The organism is Nostoc sp. CmiVER01, assembly GCF_034531135.2.
In the GTDB taxonomy this organism is placed as follows: domain Bacteria; phylum Cyanobacteriota; class Cyanobacteriia; order Cyanobacteriales; family Nostocaceae; genus Nostoc.
In genome coordinates, this window is record NZ_JAVRBU020000010.1 from 25724 (window position 1) to 46254 (window position 20531).

At 40.7% G+C, this 20531-nt stretch carries 11 protein-coding genes; 4 read left to right on the forward strand and 7 right to left on the reverse strand.

Going from position 1 to position 20531, the window contains the following annotated elements:
- Positions 1-2 precede the first annotated feature (2 nt).
- The 3 genes from RMZ43_RS18020 to RMZ43_RS18030 form a co-directional block, all read right to left on the reverse strand.
- Complete coding sequence (locus RMZ43_RS18020; RefSeq protein ID WP_428850773.1) at positions 3-986, reverse strand: tyrosine-type recombinase/integrase; 984 nt, start codon at positions 984-986, stop codon at positions 3-5.
- A gap of 83 nt (positions 987-1069) precedes the next feature.
- Entirely contained in the window at positions 1070-4639 is a 3570-nt protein-coding gene (locus tag RMZ43_RS18025) for a plasmid replication protein, CyRepA1 family (RefSeq protein ID WP_428850774.1), read from the reverse strand.
- A 922-nt stretch (positions 4640-5561) separates the two neighbouring features.
- Positions 5562-7073: an NB-ARC domain-containing protein gene (locus RMZ43_RS18030; RefSeq protein WP_428850775.1), complete on the reverse strand. Its 1512-nt coding sequence runs from the start codon at positions 7071-7073 to the stop codon at positions 5562-5564.
- A 415-nt stretch (positions 7074-7488) separates the two neighbouring features.
- Here RMZ43_RS18030 and RMZ43_RS18035 point away from each other — a divergent pair, with 415 nt between their 5' ends.
- Both RMZ43_RS18035 and RMZ43_RS18040 read left to right on the forward strand, forming a co-directional pair.
- A complete protein-coding gene (locus tag RMZ43_RS18035; RefSeq protein ID WP_428850776.1) occupies positions 7489-9363 on the forward strand; it encodes a protein kinase domain-containing protein in 1875 nt (624 codons plus the stop codon).
- A gap of 93 nt (positions 9364-9456) precedes the next feature.
- A complete protein-coding gene (locus tag RMZ43_RS18040; protein WP_428850777.1) occupies positions 9457-10533 on the forward strand; it encodes a hypothetical protein in 1077 nt (358 codons plus the stop codon).
- Here the strand turns inward: RMZ43_RS18040 and RMZ43_RS18045 are convergent.
- Genes RMZ43_RS18045 through RMZ43_RS18055 form a run of 3 tightly spaced genes read right to left on the reverse strand, consistent with a single transcriptional unit; the run spans position 10482 to position 16410 of the window.
- A complete protein-coding gene (locus RMZ43_RS18045; RefSeq protein WP_428850778.1) occupies positions 10482-12929 on the reverse strand; it encodes a CHAT domain-containing protein in 2448 nt (815 codons plus the stop codon). The two genes, RMZ43_RS18040 and RMZ43_RS18045, sit on opposite strands and share 52 nt — an antisense overlap.
- Positions 12930-12984: 55 nt before the next feature.
- Positions 12985-15699: a filamentous hemagglutinin N-terminal domain-containing protein gene (locus RMZ43_RS18050; protein ID WP_428850779.1), complete on the reverse strand. Its 2715-nt coding sequence runs from the start codon at positions 15697-15699 to the stop codon at positions 12985-12987.
- A 57-nt stretch (positions 15700-15756) separates the two neighbouring features.
- The gene (locus tag RMZ43_RS18055; protein WP_428850780.1) at positions 15757-16410 is read right to left on the reverse strand and encodes a PAP/fibrillin family protein; all 654 of its coding nucleotides are present in this window, start codon (positions 16408-16410) and stop codon (positions 15757-15759) included.
- Positions 16411-17506: 1096 nt separating this feature from the next.
- On the opposite strand from RMZ43_RS18055, the gene RMZ43_RS18060 reads away from it, so the two are divergent.
- Together RMZ43_RS18060 and RMZ43_RS18065 are read left to right on the forward strand one after the other, a co-directional pair.
- Positions 17507-18448, forward strand: a complete 942-nt coding sequence (locus tag RMZ43_RS18060; protein ID WP_428850781.1) for a hypothetical protein — start codon at positions 17507-17509, stop codon at positions 18446-18448.
- A gap of 70 nt (positions 18449-18518) precedes the next feature.
- A complete protein-coding gene (locus RMZ43_RS18065; RefSeq protein ID WP_428850782.1) occupies positions 18519-18737 on the forward strand; it encodes a hypothetical protein in 219 nt (72 codons plus the stop codon).
- Between the two features lie 152 nt (positions 18738-18889).
- Here RMZ43_RS18065 and RMZ43_RS18070 read toward each other — a convergent pair whose 3' ends face one another.
- Positions 18890-20233 (reverse strand): hypothetical protein, encoded by a 1344-nt coding sequence (locus RMZ43_RS18070; protein WP_428850783.1) that lies wholly within the window; start codon positions 20231-20233, stop codon positions 18890-18892.
- Positions 20234-20531: the final 298 nt, after the last annotated feature.

Here is a 20531-nt window from a genome sequence, read left to right on the forward strand (position 1 = left end):
AACTACATCAATAGAGGAGATTTCTTCCTCTGTCCTGGAATAGTCAACTTTTGGACAGCACGGCGTTTAGTTTGTTCACCGCGACGGTCATATCTGGCAGTCTGGTCACTGTTTGCGTGTCCAGCTAACCTTTGGACTGTAGAAATGTCTTCACCAGCATCGAGCAACTCCGAGATGAAAGTCCGCCGGAAATCATGAGCGGAGAAATTAGTTACTCCCGCCTCTAAACCACGTTTTTGCAAGATGAACAGCACTGCTTGAGAGGTAAGCCGTCGTCGCACTATCCTTGAGCCTCTGTTGACATGACACAGCAAAGGCCCTGCCTCGTAGCCTCGAAGCGATAACCAGTCCAAGACGACAGTAAGAGCAGCATCGGGTAAGTACACAGTCCGGTCTTTACCACCTTTGCCACCGCGCACTTCTATTGCCCCAGTATTCTCTTCAAGGTTGCTCAAGTCTAAATTCACCACTTCAGAGCGGCGGACTCCAGAACCCCGGAGTATTGCAAATATTGCAGCATCTCTGTAACCAGTGGGGGTAGGGTCATCAAAGCAGGTTTGCATCAATTGGGCGATTTCTTCTGCCGTGAGAACACGTCCCCGCAATTGCTTGGTGACTTTAACGTTGGGAATATCTACAGCACGAGCAAAATCAACAGCATCCATTATCTCTAACCGCAAGGCTTCTTTTAAAACTCGCCGCAAAGCACACAGCACTTTGTTGACATAAGCTGGTGCATATTTTTCGCTCAACACAGAGCGGACTGCCGCCGTATGTTTGTAGCGCAGTGCTGCCCAGTTCAGGGTCATCGCATCACAACTTGAGTTGGTTAACAATCGCGCGATCGCATTGAGAGCTTGGCGCATTGTGGGGCGGGAACCAGGGGAAAGGGTTGCCAAATAGACCGCAGCGGGATGTTCGATTAGCGGGATGGGAGAAGGCAGAGCGAGAGGAGAAGGTGTGCTGTTTTCAAGGGTTTGATGCATTTACTTATCGGAACATATATTCTTATAAGCAAGATTCTGATAAGTAATTGTCTCATTATTAGCGCTAAGGCGATCGCTCTTCTTTATCCCTCCATCGGCAACACTTCTTCACTTAGCAAGGCGTAAAATTCTGGTACTGCCGACTCAAGCTTACGCAGTTCATTTGCCGCGATCGCCTCAAGTTCCAGTACCGTCTCCCAGCGCAAATCACTCTGCCATCGCTTGAGAATGCCTTTAATCGCGTCAACCCCCTGCTTAATACCAGAGCGAAGTATTTCTACGCAGTGGAGTAGAGTAATGCGATCGGTTGGAGGCGACTCAAATTCGGTAGTATCCTCCCCTTGGCAATGGGAGTTCCCTATAGCATCAGGGGGGGGTGTGGATACCAATTCGCAATTGTCAATTCGCTGCTTTTCGCAATTTCTTGAAGTTAATTGCGAACTGCGAACTGCGAACTGCGAATTGCTCATTGGAGCTTTTTGATTACGCTTTTCCACGCGATGAGCAATTACATGCATTGCAAATTCTAATTCTGACTTTGATAGCGAATAAAGTTTCACCTGTTGACCGCGTTTACCCTGCTTACGGAAGGTCAACTTTAGCCCCAGCTGCTCTAGCATTGTGGCTAGCAACCAAATAGGTTTACAATCACCCGGAATAGTAAACCCAAGAATTGCTTTGACCTGAGCTGCACAATGTATAGCGATCTCCCTCATCTTGAGTAAGGTGGAATCGTCGGCGGTAACTTCATCACCCCTCATTAAACTTAAGAGAATTTGATGCAGTCCCAGGTTAAATCTAGCCAGCCAGCGTGCGGAATAATTGCCCCAGTCGATGCACAAAGGGAGATTGTCCCGTTCGGTGCGGTCTTTTTGGGTGACAATTGTTGGTGGGGTAGGATAACTTCGCCCAGTTTTGGGGTCAGTAAACGATTCTTCGGGTGGGGCTAAAATTGCCTCAAGTCCGGCGATCGCTCTAATTAAGCGGCCACCTTTATCTATTTCTACGAGTGATTCGGTTACTTCGATGCCGTAAGAATCAGAAATGCGGAACTTTTCACATTCAAAAATTTCATTAGGGTCAAGGTAATCTTTGCTCTGACGGGCGCGGTACTCACTCAAAGTAATATTCTTAGCCTTAGCAACAGCCGAATTGTGGGCACGATCCAAAGCTTGCGCTGCTGCTTTAAGACTTTCTCTTGATTGAGGATCTGAATCATTTCCCACATATATAAATGTATTGCCCATTTCTGTGAGCAGCGATCGTAAATCATCACGCAGATTATTGAGAGAATAGTGGCGGTTAGCCATAATTTGGCAATAAGCCTCAAGCGCCCAATCTTTCTCTGCGCCCCGCTTACCCGTTTCTCTGTCAATCCGCAACAGAAAAGCGGTCATTTCATTGGTTTGGAGCAAGCGTTCTTTAATCTTGGATGCGTTTGTATCCTTGTAACCAAAGGGGGGACGCGGGGCCACCCAAATATGAAACGGAACTTTCGGGCGATAGCGGTACAGTTGTTGGGCACACTCAGTAGCAGTTTGGGAAACGCCGTGAAACACGCCAAATACTAAGTCAAAATGATACTGGGAAATATCGACACCAGTACCGAGACTGGGAGAGGTGAACAAGGCATCAAAGTTTTTGACGGCGTTGGTGATATCTTTGATGAAAGCGACATTCTCATCACTGCCAGAATTGTCAGAGTGAACAGACCAGATACGCCATGAAGCCCTACGGACTGGGCAAGGGGTAAGGGGTAAGGGGGAAAGGGTGGAGGAATCTGTTAATTCTTCCTTTACCCGGTTACTGAGCGCAGTCGAAGTATCCCCTTTACCATGCACCCCTTCTCCTGCCTTTTCGTACTTGATAGTAAAGGATTTGTCGAGTTTTTTGATAAAACGCTTACTGTCGCTGGCAACCATAACTTTTTCTCCAAGCATCAGCGCTGCTGAGATTTGGGCGACTAAGGCGCTCTCATTATCCCCCTCGTACCAATAAATTGTGCGTGAACCATTTCGCCACTCGTTTTTAATGATGTAAGGTACTTCACCTTTGGGTCGCATTGCAAGAAAGAAGTTTACCGTTAAATCATCCATGTGTGCATCGGCAATTACCACCAGTGGCGCGTTGTATACTATATATTCCAGTACCTCCAAGATTGCTGCACGGTGCTGTTTGCAAGTATTACTGTGTAGTAAGTGTGTGAGGTATTGGCAGGCTTCATCTATAAATATGCAGCCGTAGGTGAGAGACTGGGTATTCAGTTTATGCAAGCTGTCAATAGTAATACTAAGGGCTTGGGCCTGGGCTAAACCTGTGTAACCCAAGTCTGAATACATCGCCGTCTGCAAGCGTTCGGCAAGATTTTTCAGCAAATTTACGCGATGTCCATTGTTGAGGAACCGTGCGTCGGGGTTTTGGTCACGCCACCAGCGCATGAGTTGGGTTTTACCAGTGCCCATATCGCTCCAGAGTACAACCAGTCCTGATTTTGGGAAATTGAAGGTAGGGGATTTCTTCGATTTGGATGAATCAACTCCGCCAGAATCGGTAGACTCCTTGTTTGGAGGATGTCCTTTAATAGATGGCGTGAAAAGTTGTTCCTTTTCAAGATCATAAAGCTCAGGCACTCTCAAGCATTTTTCTTCAAGTTCAGGAATGCACAAAGCCTCAGAGAGATACTTAACGTTAACAGTGACATCCGGCTGGTACTTGCTTAACCCCCATTTTTTAGCCCGATACGAGCGCTGGTAATCTTTGAGTGATTTAGCATCATCGATGATTGCGGTCAGTAAAGCGTTAGCATCTTCGCCTCGCGCCACAACAAAATCATCAACACCTTTTTCTGGCCCCGGCAGCAATGCAACTTCACATTCAGAACCTGCCGATTCGATTGCTTTTGCAGTGCGAACAGTGGCTTGAAACACCGACCACCTGGTTTTAGAAGAAGTTTCGTAGTCAAAAAGAATTATGAACTTGCGTCCCGCCTGAGCCATTGGTACTAAGTCAGGATGCAACCGTTCATCAAAATCTTGTTTGCCCACGCGCCCGTTCCAAATTCCCGGAAGTGCGATCGCTACAAACCCCAGACTCAGCAAGCAAGCAGCCTTTTTTTCCCCTTCGCATAAGATAATGGGAATCTCTGGATGCTGTTTCACCCACTCCCAAAATATTAGCGGATTGAGTTGATCCAGCAAGCGTAGCGCCAAAAGCGAGTGATAGCGCTTAATTAAATAACGCTTTGCAACTTTGTCCCAAATACAGTTGCGAATATCGAAATAGGTAACGCGGTTTGCTGTCTTGGGTGGCGACTCGTATTTGACGGGTTTCCCTTTTTGCCAATCAATGCGAGGAAAGTTGGGCTTGATCCTGCCCCACTCCATTGGTTGCCAGTTTTTAAAGGGGTCAAGTGATTGAATCCAGGTTCCGCCCAGTAATAGATGCTGATATTGCCTTATGTATCCATCTGTTACCCGACCCGCATTCTTGCGTGGGATCTTATCAGATATGAACAGGTAGTCGTAGATTGTTTCCCCTTCAATGTGGAAGAAGTTGCGCTCAACCAGTGCCGGATGAATCGCACTACCAACTGTCATCTCATGGTATTCGTGATCAGTGAGATTGTTTGGATATTCAATTGTCGGGCTATTCATCGGTTCTCTCCTTGGAACTCCTTGGAGAGAGATGGGTTTAATCTCAAAGTAATATCAGTGCCCAAACTTTTCCCACTTACCAACACAATGCCCAAAAGCAACGCTCTTGAAATCAGCAGCAACAAATCTGTTGCTCTAGTAGTTAGCCAAGTTCCCTTGGCTGGGTAAAGAGAAACGGGTAAAGGGGAAAGGTATTTTGTCCCTTTCCCTTTAACCTTTAACCTTTCCCTAATCCTCATCCAGCATTTTTGGGTTAATAGACCACTAGGCAGGATATTCCTGAAATTACCCGACGCTACAGCACAAAGTTGCCGTACAAAAGCTGCACTTTCTGATCCCAAGGACTGAACTACTGTGCTCTTGGGTTTGCTATTTATCACAATATTTTCCCCTGATAACTCGGTTTATAAGCTTCAGAGGGGGTTGTTGCGCTGCTAAGGATTTTTAACTACGAAATTCGGGTCTTTTCTTAATCAAACTTAATATATCGCCCCTTTGAGAAATTTCAACAGCCAAAACTGCCACACAAAACTGGTGCGTTTCGTGTGGCTTCTCGTATAATATGAGAAGCAGCGCGGATTTAATCTCTTCTGACCGTCAGTGGATAAAAGCGGCCAAACTTTCCATACCACTGGCTCGGTTCTCGTGAGATAACCCCGCTCTGAAATTATTCTGTTTTGCTACTGGGCAAAGCGTCACTAATTAATGACTCTTTGTCCTTTAAATTTTTGCTGCTTTTGTGTATCTCCCTCCATTTTCTGTTCGTTTTGATCTTACAGAACTTTTGGTCGTCTGGTATATAGCGTAGTTTTTATTTTTACTTTTAGACCTCCGTATTTATTAACGATTGTTTTAGTTATGGGTAATCAGAGGTTTGGTGACACTCTATGTAGGTAGATTACCCTGTGGTAAAAGCTCTTGCTCAAGATGCATTTGCTAATTTTGGTAAAGCATGAGATATACGTACTAATCCTTGCGGATCTTTCATGATATATTTTTTTATTGCTGGTTGAAGAGTAAAACTGATTTCTTTTGTAACTGGGTCTTTATTACTTTCAATCAATGACTGTCTTTCAAGTTTTTCTAATGCACTTATCAATTCTGAAGTTGACACAAATGCTTGTTGCTTCTGATTTAGATCATTGATTATTTCAACAAATTTAATAGGTCTAAAAGTTAAAGCTATTTTATCTGCTAAATAAATCATAATTTGCTTCTGAATCTCATTTAATACTTGACCAAACGCTTCATCAAGCATTGCTTGAAGTTCATTGCTAAAAAATGTAGTTTTGTGTTGAAAGAATATTTTTGTACTACCACCAAAGAAGTGGTTAATTCGATCTGCTACTGTTTTAAGTTCTAAAGGATTACCGCGATAGGTGTTGATCAACTCGTTGCATTTTTGCGTATCAGTTAATCCTTGAGTAGCCAAAAAATGCATTGCGGCATCTGCGTCTAACCCTTCGACTCTAACCCACTCAATGTGCCGTTTAGCGCTTAATAAACTATCAAATTCATCAGGTAAAACTCTACTAGTTAACAGTAAGCGGCTCTGATGTTGTTCTTCTACCAAACGACGAAATAATATTCTATAGTCTAGCCTCTGCTCGAAGTTATTTTTCTGGAATAATGCATCAAATTCATCCAATACAAGTAAACATCTACGCGATTTTAATTGCTTAACCAGTTCTGTAATCATTGTCTGGGTGATCTCTGGCAAGCTTAAGGATGTTTCCGAAGGTTGGATTAGTTGTATTAGTTCTGCTACTAAGTCTTGAACTTTCGGTGCATAAGCAACTGATTTCCAAATTAAACAATCAAAATCAGATGGAGATATACTAAGCTCTGCTAACAGTTTTGCAGCTAATGCAGTTTTACCGACTCCCGCCACACCTATCAACGATACACAGCGCTGCTTTATTATTAATTCTTTTAAATTGATTAGTTCCTGTGTCCGTCCATAAAAATTAGATAAGTCAGGTAATTCGCCTCGAATGCCTTGTACAAAGTCACTAAGGGGAAGTACTTGCTCTTTGTTTAGTGCAGATGAAACAGAAGAATACTTTTTGGTCGCTTGTTCTAAGAAATATCGTAGGTTCCTCTTTCCTACCCGTTCTTCATTTCCAATAGTTTCAGAGAGTAGATCCCATAACTGAGGAGCTAAACGCCGTTGTAAATAATTAGCACTATACGGAGAGTTCTCTGCTATCTCCACAAACTCCCTGTTATTCCACCCTCCTCTCAGAATTCTAATCTCTGCATCAGATAGGGGTTTACCCCTTTTTGCAAACACTAAGTTATTCACTACGACCAAAGCTTCTTCAAAAGCTACTGTTTCTGAAATTCTTTGCTCTGGAAGCTCCCCTGCTGTTGTAACAACGGAGGAGAGGGAGATATCTGAAAACCTTAGTCCTTGCTCCGCACTAAAATCCATATCTGTAGTTGATCCTGTCGGTTTAGTAAAGTCCTGGCAAGGGACGTTTAATTATGGTTAATAGTAAATGGTTAATGGTAGAGGTGTGTTAGATTAAACTTAATAATACTAGCTTTTTCTGCTTATATTTGCTTGATTTGACAAAAGTAACATATAAATATCTAATAGGTTACTTAAAACTGTAAATGCATCAACTAGTCTATTTTCTGTTAAATCAATAGGATTGTTCTACTCAAAACTTAGACTAAAACAGTCATATAATATACAAGATTTTTTTGTATACTGAGCAAAATTTACTAGAATAGTCTATTTAGTACAGTATTGGAGCAATAAAACTTAGATTCAAAATAGGTGATGTTTAGTTGATTAATGCCTAGTAACCATTGTCAGCTGCATTGGTATAAGTTTTTAAAATATGTCATGCTACTGTATTAATCCCCTTTGCAATCAACGTCAGAATCCCGACAATATTGAAAACTGTCTCTCTTGTGGCACTTCGCTGCTGATTAATGACCGCATCCGCTTAATTAAGCCGTTGAGAGCGCTTACTCAAGAATTGTTCACTTATATGGAAGTTTTTGAAGTAGAGGACGCTGGTACTCAGTGGAATCCTGTACGTGAGCAGCGAGTTATGAAAGTTCTGAGATGGGGCTCGCCTAAGATGGTTGAGTTAATAGAGCAAGAAGCTCTAACTTTACAGCTAATTCATCATCCAAGAATCCCTAAAAGTACCTTAGATGATTTTTTCACCTTTGTTCCTAATGATACTCAACTGACACTGCGTTGTTTAGTTATGGATAAAGTTGAGGGACAGAACCTAGAGCAGTGGATAGAATTTAATGAGAAAATTTCACAATCTTTAGTATTGGAATGGTTCAGACAATTAATTGAAATTCTTCATGATGTACACCGCTCCAATTTTTTTCATCGAGACATTAAACCTTCTAATATAATTCTTCAGCCAAATGGGCAACTGTCATTAATTGATTTTGGGGTGGCGCGACGGGTGACTGATACCTACCTAGCAAAAATTAGTGGAAGCGGAGGAACTAATACGGGGAGGGGAGGGCGATATGAAATTACGTCTGTAGTTACGCCTGGTTACACTTCACTAGAACAAATTGAAGGGCGGGCAGTCCCACAGTCAGATTTTTTTGCTTTAGGTCGGACTTTTGTACATTTAGTCACTGCTACTCCACCTACTGATTTGTCTAAAGATGCAAAAACAGGGAACTTGCTTTGGAGAGATAAAGCACCGCAGATTGACAAACCTGTTGCTGATTTCATTGATGAATTAATGGCTTTCCTTCCAGGGCAGCGGCCGCAAACGACTGAAGTAATTTTGCAGAGGTTAGAAAAACTGCCTAAGCAAATTAAAAATTATAGATTAGCTAATTCTAAAGTTTTTAAATATAGCAAATATACATTGATGATTTTGGGAATTATTGGAGGTGTCTTTCTATTTATACGTCTAGCAGCTAACTATTTAGTAACTCAAGGACAAAAGTTAGAAGCAGCAAATAATTCTCAGGGAGCACAAGAGTCTTTTGACTCAGCTATAAAAATCTATCCTGAAGTCAAAAATTCTATTTTCAAGTTTTATTTTGATAAAGCATCACGTAGTACTCAAAACCTGCGTTCTGCAAAAAAGTATTATGAATTATCAATAAAATATAATAACCAAGATGTAGACACTTATAATAATTTAGCATTTGTTTGCCAGTTATTAAATGAGTTTGAATGTGTAACAACTAATTATGAGAAAGCTTTGAAGTTGAAGCCTGATAGTTGGTCAGGACATTATGGACTAGGAACCTTTTATGATGATCAAGGAAAAAAAGATTTAGCAGAGCAGCAGTATCAGTTGGCGATAAAAATTAATAGTCAAGCAATTCCAGTTATTAATAATCTATCGAGATTGAAAAATCTAAAAGGTGACTATAATGCGGCGATTGCTCTAGCACTACAAGGGTTACAAAAAACTAAAGAACCAAAATTACAAGCTGCATTGTATAAAAACTTAGGTTGGGCGCTTTTTGAGCAGAACAAAGTGGGTCAAGCAAAGGAATATTTAGAAAAAGCCGGAGAATTAGATCCTCAAAGAGCAGACACTTACTGTTTGCTGGCACAAGTTCAAGAAGCTTCGGGTGATAACGATGATTCCTGGCTTAATTGGGAAGCCTGCTTGATACTTGAGTCGAAAGTGCCAGAAGTCTTTCGTTGGCGGGGGGATGTATTACAAAGAATTAGGCTTAAGCCTAATTCTCGACAGGTCAGGACAAATCCATAACAGGCTTTGACGCTATCAACTAAATTTTATGCTTTATTTATTTTCTACTTAGATTAAACTACAAAAAAGTAACTAGCTTTTTAAGAAGTTGTAATGCTTACCGTACCTAGCCCAATTAAAAAAGTCTTTGCAGTCCGACTTATAACCCTAGTATCAATACCAACACTAATACTTTTGTTGGCTAGCAGTGCATGGGGACAGCAACGAATATTACTTCATAATTTATGTGATGAACCAAGTGGTCGAATTTATAGCACGGGCGATCGCTTCCTAAAAACAGGAAGATATTTGTGTTTGGGAGAGCGGATCAATCCTGTTAACGGAAGCGTGGTCAAAGTTCTCTGTTTCTTAAATCGAAAAATTCTGTATTTAAAGCAGAGCACTGTTTTTAATACACAAATATGTGCGCCACCACCTAACGAAGCTGTACAGTGTTCAGTATTAAATATAGTTCCTTGTCCACATGACTATAAGGGACCAGATGATGAAAAAAATGCGCCGATTGTAACTAGTCCTTACGGCAGTTCAATTATAGATAATAAACCAGAAATTTCTTGGCGCTCAGTGGCAGGCGCTGATAGCTATACAGTAGTAGTAAAAGGCAATGGTATTAACTGGAAAAAGGATATAGTAAATGCTACTCATCTATCATATCCGCAAGAGCAAAAAGAATTACAGTATGGCAATACGTACACAATCACTGTAATTAGTAACTATGGCGACCAGCCCCTGAATTATAGTCCCTTAGTAGTCCATCTTCTATCTCTTGATGATGTTCAGCAGATTAGACATGAAGTCAAGCAAATTAAAGACTTGGGATTGTCGCCTGATGAAGCCGCTTTCCGAGATTTGGATGCTATATATATGTCAAAGCTTCTTTTAGATGAATCAATTAAGACATTAATTGCACGAGTCGTGGCAGGTAGTCAAAATCCAACTTTATACAGAGTACTAGGCGATCGCTATTTAGGAGCATTGTTACCAGATCAAGCGGAGCAGACTTACACTATAGCAGCTCAATTAGCTTTGAGCAGTGGTAAAACATCTGAATTAGAAAAGGTACAATCAGGTTTGAAAATGGTGAAATGGTTGAAAAAACCTGGTTCTTGCTCATTAAATTATAGCCAACCCCCAATAAGTAAAAATGCTGCCCAGTGGGAAGGGTGTTGATATTGAGGGTTTAATATCAGTTGCAATTGTGCAACACGTAGTGCCTCGACTTTAGTCAAACCATCTTTCAATCCTTGATAAAATACTTTCATTAGTAAAGCGCTGGAATCAGCATCTACTTGCCAGAGAGTGGCTATGGTACTTCTGGCTCCGGCTTGTACTGCCACTCCAGCCATTCCTAGAGTTGATCTCTTATTACCTTTGGCAGTTTGGCAAGCACTCAAAACTAATAACTCAATTCCTTCTTGGCTAGACTGAGTTTTTTGTTTGAGTAAATCATTAAATTCGGAAACAGTAATTGGTTTATCCCAAGCAAAAATCATTGTTCGGTCAGGAACAGAACTAAATTGAGCGTGAGTAGTTAGGTGAATTATTGAAAAATCATCTGTACTCAATTCTTTATCTAGCATTGGGCTAACAAAATCTTCATTTAACAATACTTTTGAAGAAGTAATTCCTTTTTTTACATTTGCTATTTCTACTTCCACCCCTGGCAATACTTTGAGTCCTTTGGGAGCATTTGGAGCGTAAAAACTAGGGCTAATCTTGCTGAGTCCAGCAATGAAAGCTCTTAACTGCTTCTGTTTTAAAAGTTTAGGTGGTTGCATTCGAGAACCTAAAGTACCTGTAATACCGTAGCGCTCAATTAGATAATTTTTCCCATCATGAAATAAACCCATCGGTAAACTTTGCAAAGATGCATCTAAAGTAAATACTAGTGTTCCTGATGTTGGTAAATATTTGATAGGTGCAATCAATAAATTATAAAGTGCTTGTGAATGCTCAAGAATCACATCTGCATCAACATAAGCAAGATTCTTATCTTGTAAAGTATCTACAAGATTATTAATATGCCCTCTAATTAGTTGAGATTCAATAGAGTGGTGATGAAGAGGTTGTTTAGGAGATTGAGAGATTACTTCTACACTATCAACTAAGTCGATTATATGAATAATTGTTGGGCTAGTATCTAAGTTTTCAATTTCATTGAATGTCGCAAGATTAAGCTTGCGACATTGAAGATAATTTTCCAGTTCTGCTATTTGCAGCCTTTCATTAGTCTGAATTATTTCTGGCAAATTAGGGTTAGAATCTGTTAAGAGCAATCGCATATAGTCACGATACAAAGGCTCCACTTTTTCATGGAACGAAAACTGTAAATCTGTATTAGTTGACAAAAGATTGTTGCGAACTAAAGTAACATTTTCAATTGCTGCACTATATGCTTGTAGAGCTTCTTTATATTTTCCCTGAGCCTTATACAAAATTCCTAATTCCTGCTGCCATTGATAGGCAAGATCCCATGCGTGAACTGATTGAGCCAATCCCAAAGCCTCTTCAAAATATGCTTGTGATTTCTCTGGTTTTAACTTCCCTAAAGTGCCTAAACTTTCTGACTGTAATCTCTGACTATTAGTACTTTTAGCAGTTTGTAAAGCAGATTCAGCATATTCAATAGCTAGTGAATGGAACTGTTGGGCTGGAATTTTATTTAGACTTTTAGAAAAGTTCAGCTTGGCATAAACAGAATAGCTGGCTGGTAATCGAGAAAATGTCGAGTGATTTTTTAAAAGCAGATATACAGCAGGCTGTATTTGTTGAGTAATTATAGTACGAAAGGAGGCTAATTTTTTATTACCTAATTTTGACTCTACTGCTAACCATTGCTCAAAGTCTAACATTAAGCTCAAGTGATGTAATTGAGCTTGCAATTGTACTTCCTTTGGAGTATTTAAGCTGTTAATCAATTGTTGATAAATATTAAGTGAGTCAAATGCTTGTTTTTGAATCAAATTGACAAATTCTTTCTGAAAAACAGGTTCTTCTATTTCTAAATATTGATTTCGTGCTTGCTTGTAAGTATCCTGACTAGTACTACCTAATGAAAGCAGAATACCGCTAGTGTCAATAGAAGGTATCGACTTAGCAGCAGATAATATTTCTGACAAGACTTTTTTTGATTCATCAAGCTTGCCCAACCGACGCAAGACTTCCCCAAAGTTGTGCAATGCGAGTAATTTTACGGGTGAAAGAGTTTGCTTATTAATGGTTGCCGTCAGCAGTTTTTCCATCTTATCAGTAGGTTGCTGTGGCTTAGTGGTGCAAAGAGAAGTATTTGCGTCTAACTTCAAAGCTGACAAAAGCGTATTACAAGCCCGATGATGTAAGCCCAGCGCTTGTAGAGCAAGATTCTGGTTGATTAAACTCCCAGTAATACCATCCTCATAGCGGAGTTTCTGATAAATTTTTGTAGCTTTTTGCCAAGTTTCAAAAGCCGACTCTGCTTGGCCAAGATCCAATTGCTTTTGACCTCTTTGAGTGAGTAAATCCGCCTCTTTCTGTTGTTGCGCTTCTTTATTTACAGTTTGAGCGGAGGTAAGAAATGGTTGGCTCACAACTATAGATAACACGAAAATAACTAGCAACAAGTACTTGAACCAATATCGGAGTCTAATCATCCTTGTGAGTGGTTTTCGTCACTGGTAAGATTTTTGATACATGAGATTCTTGAGAACATGAGATGGCAGACAACGAAGCATTAGGAACGACACTATTGGGTTGTTTTGCCGTTAAAATAAAATTCCCATTAGAATCTTGTATCAAGGCTTGTGCTTCTATGATTTGTGTTGGTTCTTCGCTTGAGTATGACTTTGGTTCCTCTGAATTATAAAAAGCTTCATTTGGAACTAAGTTACTCTGCCAACTCAAATTGCTAGCTTGCAGGTCGTTAAAACTAGTTGGAAGACCATTAGTACCAGTAATGACCAATTTACTCCTAGCTACTGCCCCCGATCGTCCCTGACAAACCGATACAATCTCAGGAGTTGCACGAATTGCTTCTGGTTCTGTTTTAGCCTGCACAGGATTAGTAAATAAGGTATTAATCTGAATCGTACCATCCAAACCGAATCGTGAACTAGCTGTAATTTTGCTATCAGGAGAAAGGAATAGTCCTTTGGTATCGATTCTAATATTACCGCCTTGCCCTTCAAAAGCATTCGCTGTAATGCTGCTATTTTTTATTGCAACTAAGATATCTGTGTTGATGACGATGTTGCCGCCGTCACCATTAGTACCTTGTTGTCCAGCAGTCGCAGAAATACTCGCATTGTTTAATTGAACATATTTTGAGTTAACAGCAATATTTCCACCTTGGCCAACAGCAGTAGTAGCGCTAAGACCTCCGTTATTTGAAATGTTGATTGTATCAGCATTGATATTAATTATCCCAGCATTGCCAGAACCATCATTCTTGACACTAATTAATGCGCCATCTCCAATATTTAACTTTTTAGTATTAATCGTTACACTTCCCGAATCTCCTCTTAATTCTGAAGGCAACAGATATAGCTCTTGAAAATTTTTATTGGAATCAATAACAGATGAATTGATAAGACTGGGATTTACAGCGCCCGGAACTCTACCTATTACATCGATAGAATCAGAAGCATTAATGATAAGGCTATCAGCTTTCCCAGTTGAGCGAGTAGAAGTATTAATTATTCCGCCATCTCTAACTGTTAACTTTTTTGTATTAACTATTAATTTACCACTATTCCCACTGCTATAAGTTGCAGTAGCCAAAGAGCTTGGGGTAAAGACATTTGGTACTACTCCAATAAGTTCTACAAAGTTTTCAGAATTTACAGTTACATCCCCTCCAGAGCCAGTTCCAAGAGATAAAGAACCAATAATACCTCCATCTTTGGCACTTAAAATTCCTGTTGAAAGGATTAGATTGCCTGCATTACCAGAACCAGAAGCTCTAGTAAGAATAGTACTAGAAAGCTGTGAAGCCCCCAATAAGTAACCAATTACTTGAGTAGATTCAGGAGTATTCACTGTTAAGTTACCACCTTTGCCAGTCCCAAAAGTTGAAGTTAGGATTTCTCCACCACCTTCTACAGATAAATTTTTCGTAACTAGAGTAAGATTGCCACTATTTCCAGAGCCAAAGGTTGAAGTAATGATATTACTAGGTAGTTGAACAACGGAAGAGGAACCGTCCGCAACTTGAGTGAATTCGGAAGCATTCACGAAGATATTGCCCCCCCTACCTACACCATAAGTTTTAGCAGCTATTGCTGCTCCATCTTGAAGAATTAGATTTTTAGTTGAAATTTCGATTTTTCCTCCATCTCCAACTAAAGTTTCATTAACCAAGCTACTAGGGATTGTTCCATTCCGAGAAGTTCCTACTATTCTCAATTGTTCAGAGGCATTTACAATAATGTCATCTGATAATTTCTCTCCTTGGTTTTGAATTAAAAATATTGAGCCATCAACTAGTTCCACATCAGCAGCTTGTGCTTGAATAGAACCACTACCAAAGCCACTAACATCTGCTATTGACTTTTGAGATAGTTGAATATTTTTGAAGCTAACGGCATCTTCATAACTCAAATTCCAACCATTAGAAGCTGGATTAATGTGTACTATTCCTTTATCAACACTACCTAACTCAATTCGCCCTTCACTTGCCTCAAGCTTTCCTCCCTCTAAAGTTACGTCACCACCCACTAAAGCTAAAGTCTTTTCTGGTTTGACACGTAAGCCATTTGAGCTAATGGTTCTAATAAATGGTGAAAATGGGCTATTGAGAGTCAGATTGTGTCCTGTACCTTGAGCTTGAATTACGCCTGGATTTCCATCAAATCCTAAGCCAAGAGGTGCGCTCACTGTTAATAAGGGTTGATTTTGTGGAGTTTTTGCGCTGAATTGGCTGCCATCAGCAAAGTTAATCCTGTTAGCAGTGCTAGCTAAGAACGAGCCACCGATATTTAGGACAGCATTGGGGCCAAGAATAATCCCATTAGGATTAATTAGAAACAGGTTAGCGCTGCCGTTAGCTTTCAGTAAACCATTAATGTTAGAGATAGATAAACCAGTTACTCGACTAATAATGTTTTGAACATTTGAGGCATTATTAAAGTAAGCAGTGCTACCTATCGATACAGAAAATTGCTCGAAGCTGTGAAATAAGTTGTTTCCGGCTTGCGTTCCTCCAGTAATATTGCTGGTATTGCCTTGTGGCGTAACTATAGAATTGGTAGGTAATGTATTATCTGGAATAACCTGTGCCATCGCAGATGAAGATAATAACACATAAGATATCGAAACTAAATGCTGGCAAAAAGTAAAAGAAATGTTTGAAAAGATTTTCATCTAAACTTTCAATTATGCTTAGAATTAACTCCAGTGAGCAAAACTTCTCTGTTAGGACTAAATTGAAGGCCTTACTTCACGACGAAATACAAATAAATTATCTGTTGCCCCTCGTCCTATCCTTATTTCTTGATCTAAGTAGGAGGTTATCCATAAAGCCTCTTTTTGTAGGAATTCTAATACTGGTATTTTTAGCTCAGGAAAACTCCAATTAGATAACCCAAAGGGTTTTGTTGCTTGGATGGAAAATGAGTCAAAGGACACTGTGGCAGTTTTCTCATCTGTGCCCCATTTCCAATGTCCATTAGCTTGTAACTGCCACTCACCTAAAATAGGTAATTCAAGCTGGGCGCTGTTAGAGGCTAAGATGTTTCTGGTATTGCTACCACTAGCCAATGTTTGCCACACTCGTTTAATTTTGATTGCACCCCAAAAATCTGGAATTGATGCGATCTGGCGTGTGACAATTGTCCCTTGAGATGCATACACTAATTGCCAGTTACCAAATAGAGAAGGAAGATAGTTAGCCTGAAGTGCATGTGGAATCGGATTTATACTTTCCAACTGTCGCACCAGTTTATCAATAGATTCATCAGGAATTGGAAATAGACTTTGCTGTAATCCTAATTTATCTATGCATTGCAGAAGCTCAGATTTTAAGGCAAGTCTCGTTGCGTTATCCTCTACCATATCTTGATTCATTTGATTCATTTAAATGGGATTGTATAAATTGCTGCCAATACCAAACGCTAGTAATCAATGATTTTCGTATCTCATACAAGTAAGTTTGGTTATTTATTTTTATGAGTTATATAGCCCACGTTCCATGCTGAACTACAACAATAGGACTGTTAAAAACTTCCCAATTTGAGAATTAGCATCTGTTATGACTAAACTTATTATGCGGTATTAATAAAGAACTTTAGTAATTATACCTGTATTGTAGAATTATAATAGTAGTAAATAAAAATGTTAAGTATTTATAAAAAGTGATGTATAAGTTAAGTCCCTGATTCAACAGTGGGCTTTTTCTACTGAAACTATTGACAGTTGAATTGTATAATTTGTTATGTGTTTATTCGCTGGTTTACCATATTTACCGTAATAACGATATATATCTACAGATGCATATAGACAAAACAGTTGTACTAGATTAAAGCTGCTCCATGTCTATATTTGGAAGTTCCAGTATTACGACCTGTAATTAGCATATTAGGACTTCCAAACAATATAACTTATGTGAGATAGGGTATGCCCCGTCTTAAGAATGATTAGCGTGATAGTAATCGGGGCAGAGAGCAAAAAGCTCATACCAATTCTTTATGAAGATGCATAGAATTAAAAACGAAACGCCAAGAACGCCAAGAATAGAGGCTTAATCATTTTGTGCAGCTTCACATTAAATTGGTATCAGAAGTAAGCTAGCAATAATGGCAAGAAACCAATAGCGACCGAGATAACCCAGGCGAAATTCTAACAACGACTCTTGTACTCCAAACAAAGTCATCCAAAATGCAATACCCGCTGTCAAATAATCAAGCTTTAGCCGTTGTTTTATCCATGTGTTGAAGAAAGTATTTTCTAGAATAAGCTGAAACTAAATTCAGGCTCCTGACTTATGAAGTATTTCTGGTTAACTGTGGTATTGGACTGATTTTCGTCAAAGTATTCTTCCATCAGTGCAAAATATAAAAAGCAATGAAAAACCTTAACCTATTTGAAGGATGGGGGTATAAATAAAAAACTCTATTTTCATGATGACACAACTCAATATTGCTACGAGCCAATTTGTCTTGGAGGTAGCACAATGAACAAACTACCATCCAGACGCAAGAAAGCTACCTCTGCGGCATCTGTTGAACCAAAGCCAGCTACGGACTTTGCTCCCGAAAACACTTCTGCCCAAGATAAGCCAGCCTCAGCAACCATTGAGGTTGTGGCTGTTGAAATTATAGAGTTGACCGAAGAAGAACAAAGCTTACGCTTGCAATTGGAACGTCAGGTAGAAAGGGCATTTTTGTCAGCAGGTCAGGCGCTGATGGAGTTGATGGACAGACGGCTGTACCGTTCCACGCACCGGACTTTTGAGGAGTATTGCCGCGAACGCTTCAATTATAGTCGTGATGCGGCGTACTTGAAGATTTCGGCTACTGTCGTTTATGAGAATCTTCAAAAGTTTTTGCCGACCAATGGTCGGCAAATTCCAATGCCGACCAACGAAAGACAATTGCGTTTTTTGGCGAAAGCCGAGTTGGAACCGGCTGTACAAGCGGATGTATGGCAGCAGGCAGTGGAGCAAGCTGGTAATAAGATTCCATCCGGTCGCATAGTGAAAGATGTTGTGGATAGGATACGCGAAAGCACGAAAGTACCCAATCCTTATCATATTGGGGAAATATGCCTTCTGTTGCCGAAGGATAATCCAGATTTGAGAGGAAAAGCGGGTTATTGGGGTGTGGTAACTCATGCTGGAGAATACAGTTGTACAGTCCAGACCTGGGACGGCGACTACACCGTGAAAATTGAACACCTGAAGTTACTGGAATTGCTTGATGAAGATTGCCAATTCATGCAGCAGTTATGTGTGAGGTTACGGCAGTTGCATCAAGTGGCTAACCGTGACTCTTCTGTGGATTGGCTGTTGCAGGGCTTGGGGAAACAAGCTAAACCTTATCTGTCATCCTTGCAGGCAAAGCTGCTGGCGGCTGTTGAAAGAGAGTACAACCTTGTTTGGAAGCAGCAGAAGTGACGAGACAGCTAGTAAACAAGAGGTTAATCCAACAAAGACACGATGCAACAATCCAATAAATAACCCATGTATGAAAGCGGTAAGCGATCGCGGAGTGTCTGGTAGAGAAGACGTTGCCGGAATGGCTTATCGCTTCAAGAAGGAATCTGAGGAGGGAGTGGCAGTGTCCTTTTATAGCCGCCATAACTGGACAGTCTACTACGCTGCGATCACCTACGGTGGGGATACTGTTGGCGAATGTAATACACAGTGTATTTTACCGCGCCCACTCCTCAATAAAATGTTCTAGAACCGGAATCTAAGTCTCCCAATTTATCGAGGAATTTAGGAGGTTATAGAACTTTTTGATACCTACAATAGAACTTTTCAAACATCTTGAAGGAGGAACTCAAGAGCTAGTGTATTTGTTGGAAATCCCTAAAGAGTAATCCAACAAGCACACTAGCTATGTTGAGCAACGCCAAAAAAGGCAATTTCCTCAACATTCAATACATTCAACGTGAACTGATCGCGCTTAATAGTGTAATTGTTCGAGCTGCCTAGAATAGTGTAATCACTTTTGAAATCAGGCAAAATTAGCTTATCCGATCCCGAACCACCATCGATCGTAGCATTACCGTAACCAACATCAAATGTGTCGGCTCCAGATCCACCCTTAATCACGACATCTGCAATAGCCCCCCCTTGGTCTGAAACGGCATTACTGCTATCATCAATTAGACGGGCTTTGAAGTAATCGTTACCGTTTCCGCCATCAATTGTGCCACCTTGGATGCCAATTTTGGCACCATATCCAGTAAGACTATCATCTCCTGCCCCTCCACAGATGATGCCATTAGTATTAACAATACCTATGCCTTTACTAATGCCAGTACCGACAAGGGTATCGTTGCCATCGCCTAAACTGATGCTGCCACTGTTAACAATGCCTGTACCTACACCAGGTTCATAATTCCCAAAAGGACTATTGTCCCCTCCACCGCCGGTGCCTGTGCCAGAGATGAAGTCGTTTCCCTGCCCTCCACTGATCGTGCTACCCTTACTGTTAGAGATACCTATACCGTTACCGGCAGGGGTATTTAATCTATCGGGCGATGCTAACGCGTTACCGCCCTTGCCGATACCAGTAATAGAATCGTTTCCAAGACCTCCACTAATAACGCTACCATCACTGTTGAAGATGCCTGTACCATCTCCTCCAAAATAATCACCAGTTCCAGTTCCCTTGATGGAATCCTTCCCTTCTCCTCCATTAATATTGCTGCCACCACTGTTGAAGATTCCTATACCAGCAAATCCAGATTGTCCATTTCCAGTTCCCTCGATGGAGTCGTCCCCTTTTGCTCCATCAATGCGGCTATCCTGAGTATTATTGATGCCTTTAGCCAAGTCGCCTCTGTTTCCGGTTCCAGAGATCAAATCTTTTCCGTCTCCTCCATTAATGTAGCCGCCATTCGTGTTAGAGATACCTATACCAGGTGCAGAGCCTATATAGTCGAAACCGCCAGTGCCTGTGCCAGAGATAGTATCATCTCCTTTCCCTGCATTGATGATGCCACTGTTAGCAATGCCTGTGCCAGTGCCTGGGCCCTTATTGCTGGAGAAATCAAAATCGCTACCAGTGGCACTACCCTTGATAGTGTCATTACCTCCTCTAGTATCGATGACTCCGTTTTTTAGAACCTCAATTCCAATTGCTGGGAATGCATTATCCTCTTGTCCCACCACTAGATCGGAACCAGAAGTGCTTTCTAATGGGGGCAAAGAAACAATTAGTCTGGACATAATATAATTTTCCGCTGTGTGTGATGTGTGTAACTTTTGGCAAGCCGTAACTTTGGGTATGCGCTTAAGCGCTGCACACTGTTTGTTTAATTTGCCATTTTCTCTGTACGTGCAATAACACCTTTAGAACAGCTCCTTCCTTATTTCATGGGAATGAAGTATTCTTATGCAAATCTCCCGATCTTTTTTACAGGATGTTGAAAAGAGGTCATTCAGGCATCACCAATCAACCCCGTAGCCTCTGATGTGCTGTGGGGTCTTTGGATTTGTGGGGGGCTATTTCTCGTCAACTCCTGAA

What these genes read in the sequence shown, in the direction of transcription:
- RMZ43_RS18020 (WP_428850773.1), bottom strand. Translation starts at nt 986, where the DNA reads ATGCATCAAACCCTTGAAAACAGCACACCTTCTCCTCTCGCTCTGCCT.
- RMZ43_RS18025 (WP_428850774.1), bottom strand. Translation starts at nt 4,639, where the DNA reads ATGAATAGCCCGACAATTGAATATCCAAACAATCTCACTGATCACGAA.
- RMZ43_RS18030 (WP_428850775.1), bottom strand. Translation starts at nt 7,073, where the DNA reads ATGGATTTTAGTGCGGAGCAAGGACTAAGGTTTTCAGATATCTCCCTC.
- RMZ43_RS18035 (WP_428850776.1), top strand. Translation starts at nt 7,489, where the DNA reads ATGTCATGCTACTGTATTAATCCCCTTTGCAATCAACGTCAGAATCCC.
- RMZ43_RS18040 (WP_428850777.1), top strand. Translation starts at nt 9,457, where the DNA reads ATGCTTACCGTACCTAGCCCAATTAAAAAAGTCTTTGCAGTCCGACTT.
- RMZ43_RS18050 (WP_428850779.1), bottom strand. Translation starts at nt 15,699, where the DNA reads ATGAAAATCTTTTCAAACATTTCTTTTACTTTTTGCCAGCATTTAGTT.
- RMZ43_RS18055 (WP_428850780.1), bottom strand. Translation starts at nt 16,410, where the DNA reads ATGAATCAAATGAATCAAGATATGGTAGAGGATAACGCAACGAGACTT.
- RMZ43_RS18060 (WP_428850781.1), top strand. Translation starts at nt 17,507, where the DNA reads ATGAACAAACTACCATCCAGACGCAAGAAAGCTACCTCTGCGGCATCT.
- RMZ43_RS18065 (WP_428850782.1), top strand. Translation starts at nt 18,519, where the DNA reads ATGAAAGCGGTAAGCGATCGCGGAGTGTCTGGTAGAGAAGACGTTGCC.
- RMZ43_RS18070 (WP_428850783.1), bottom strand. Translation starts at nt 20,233, where the DNA reads ATGTCCAGACTAATTGTTTCTTTGCCCCCATTAGAAAGCACTTCTGGT.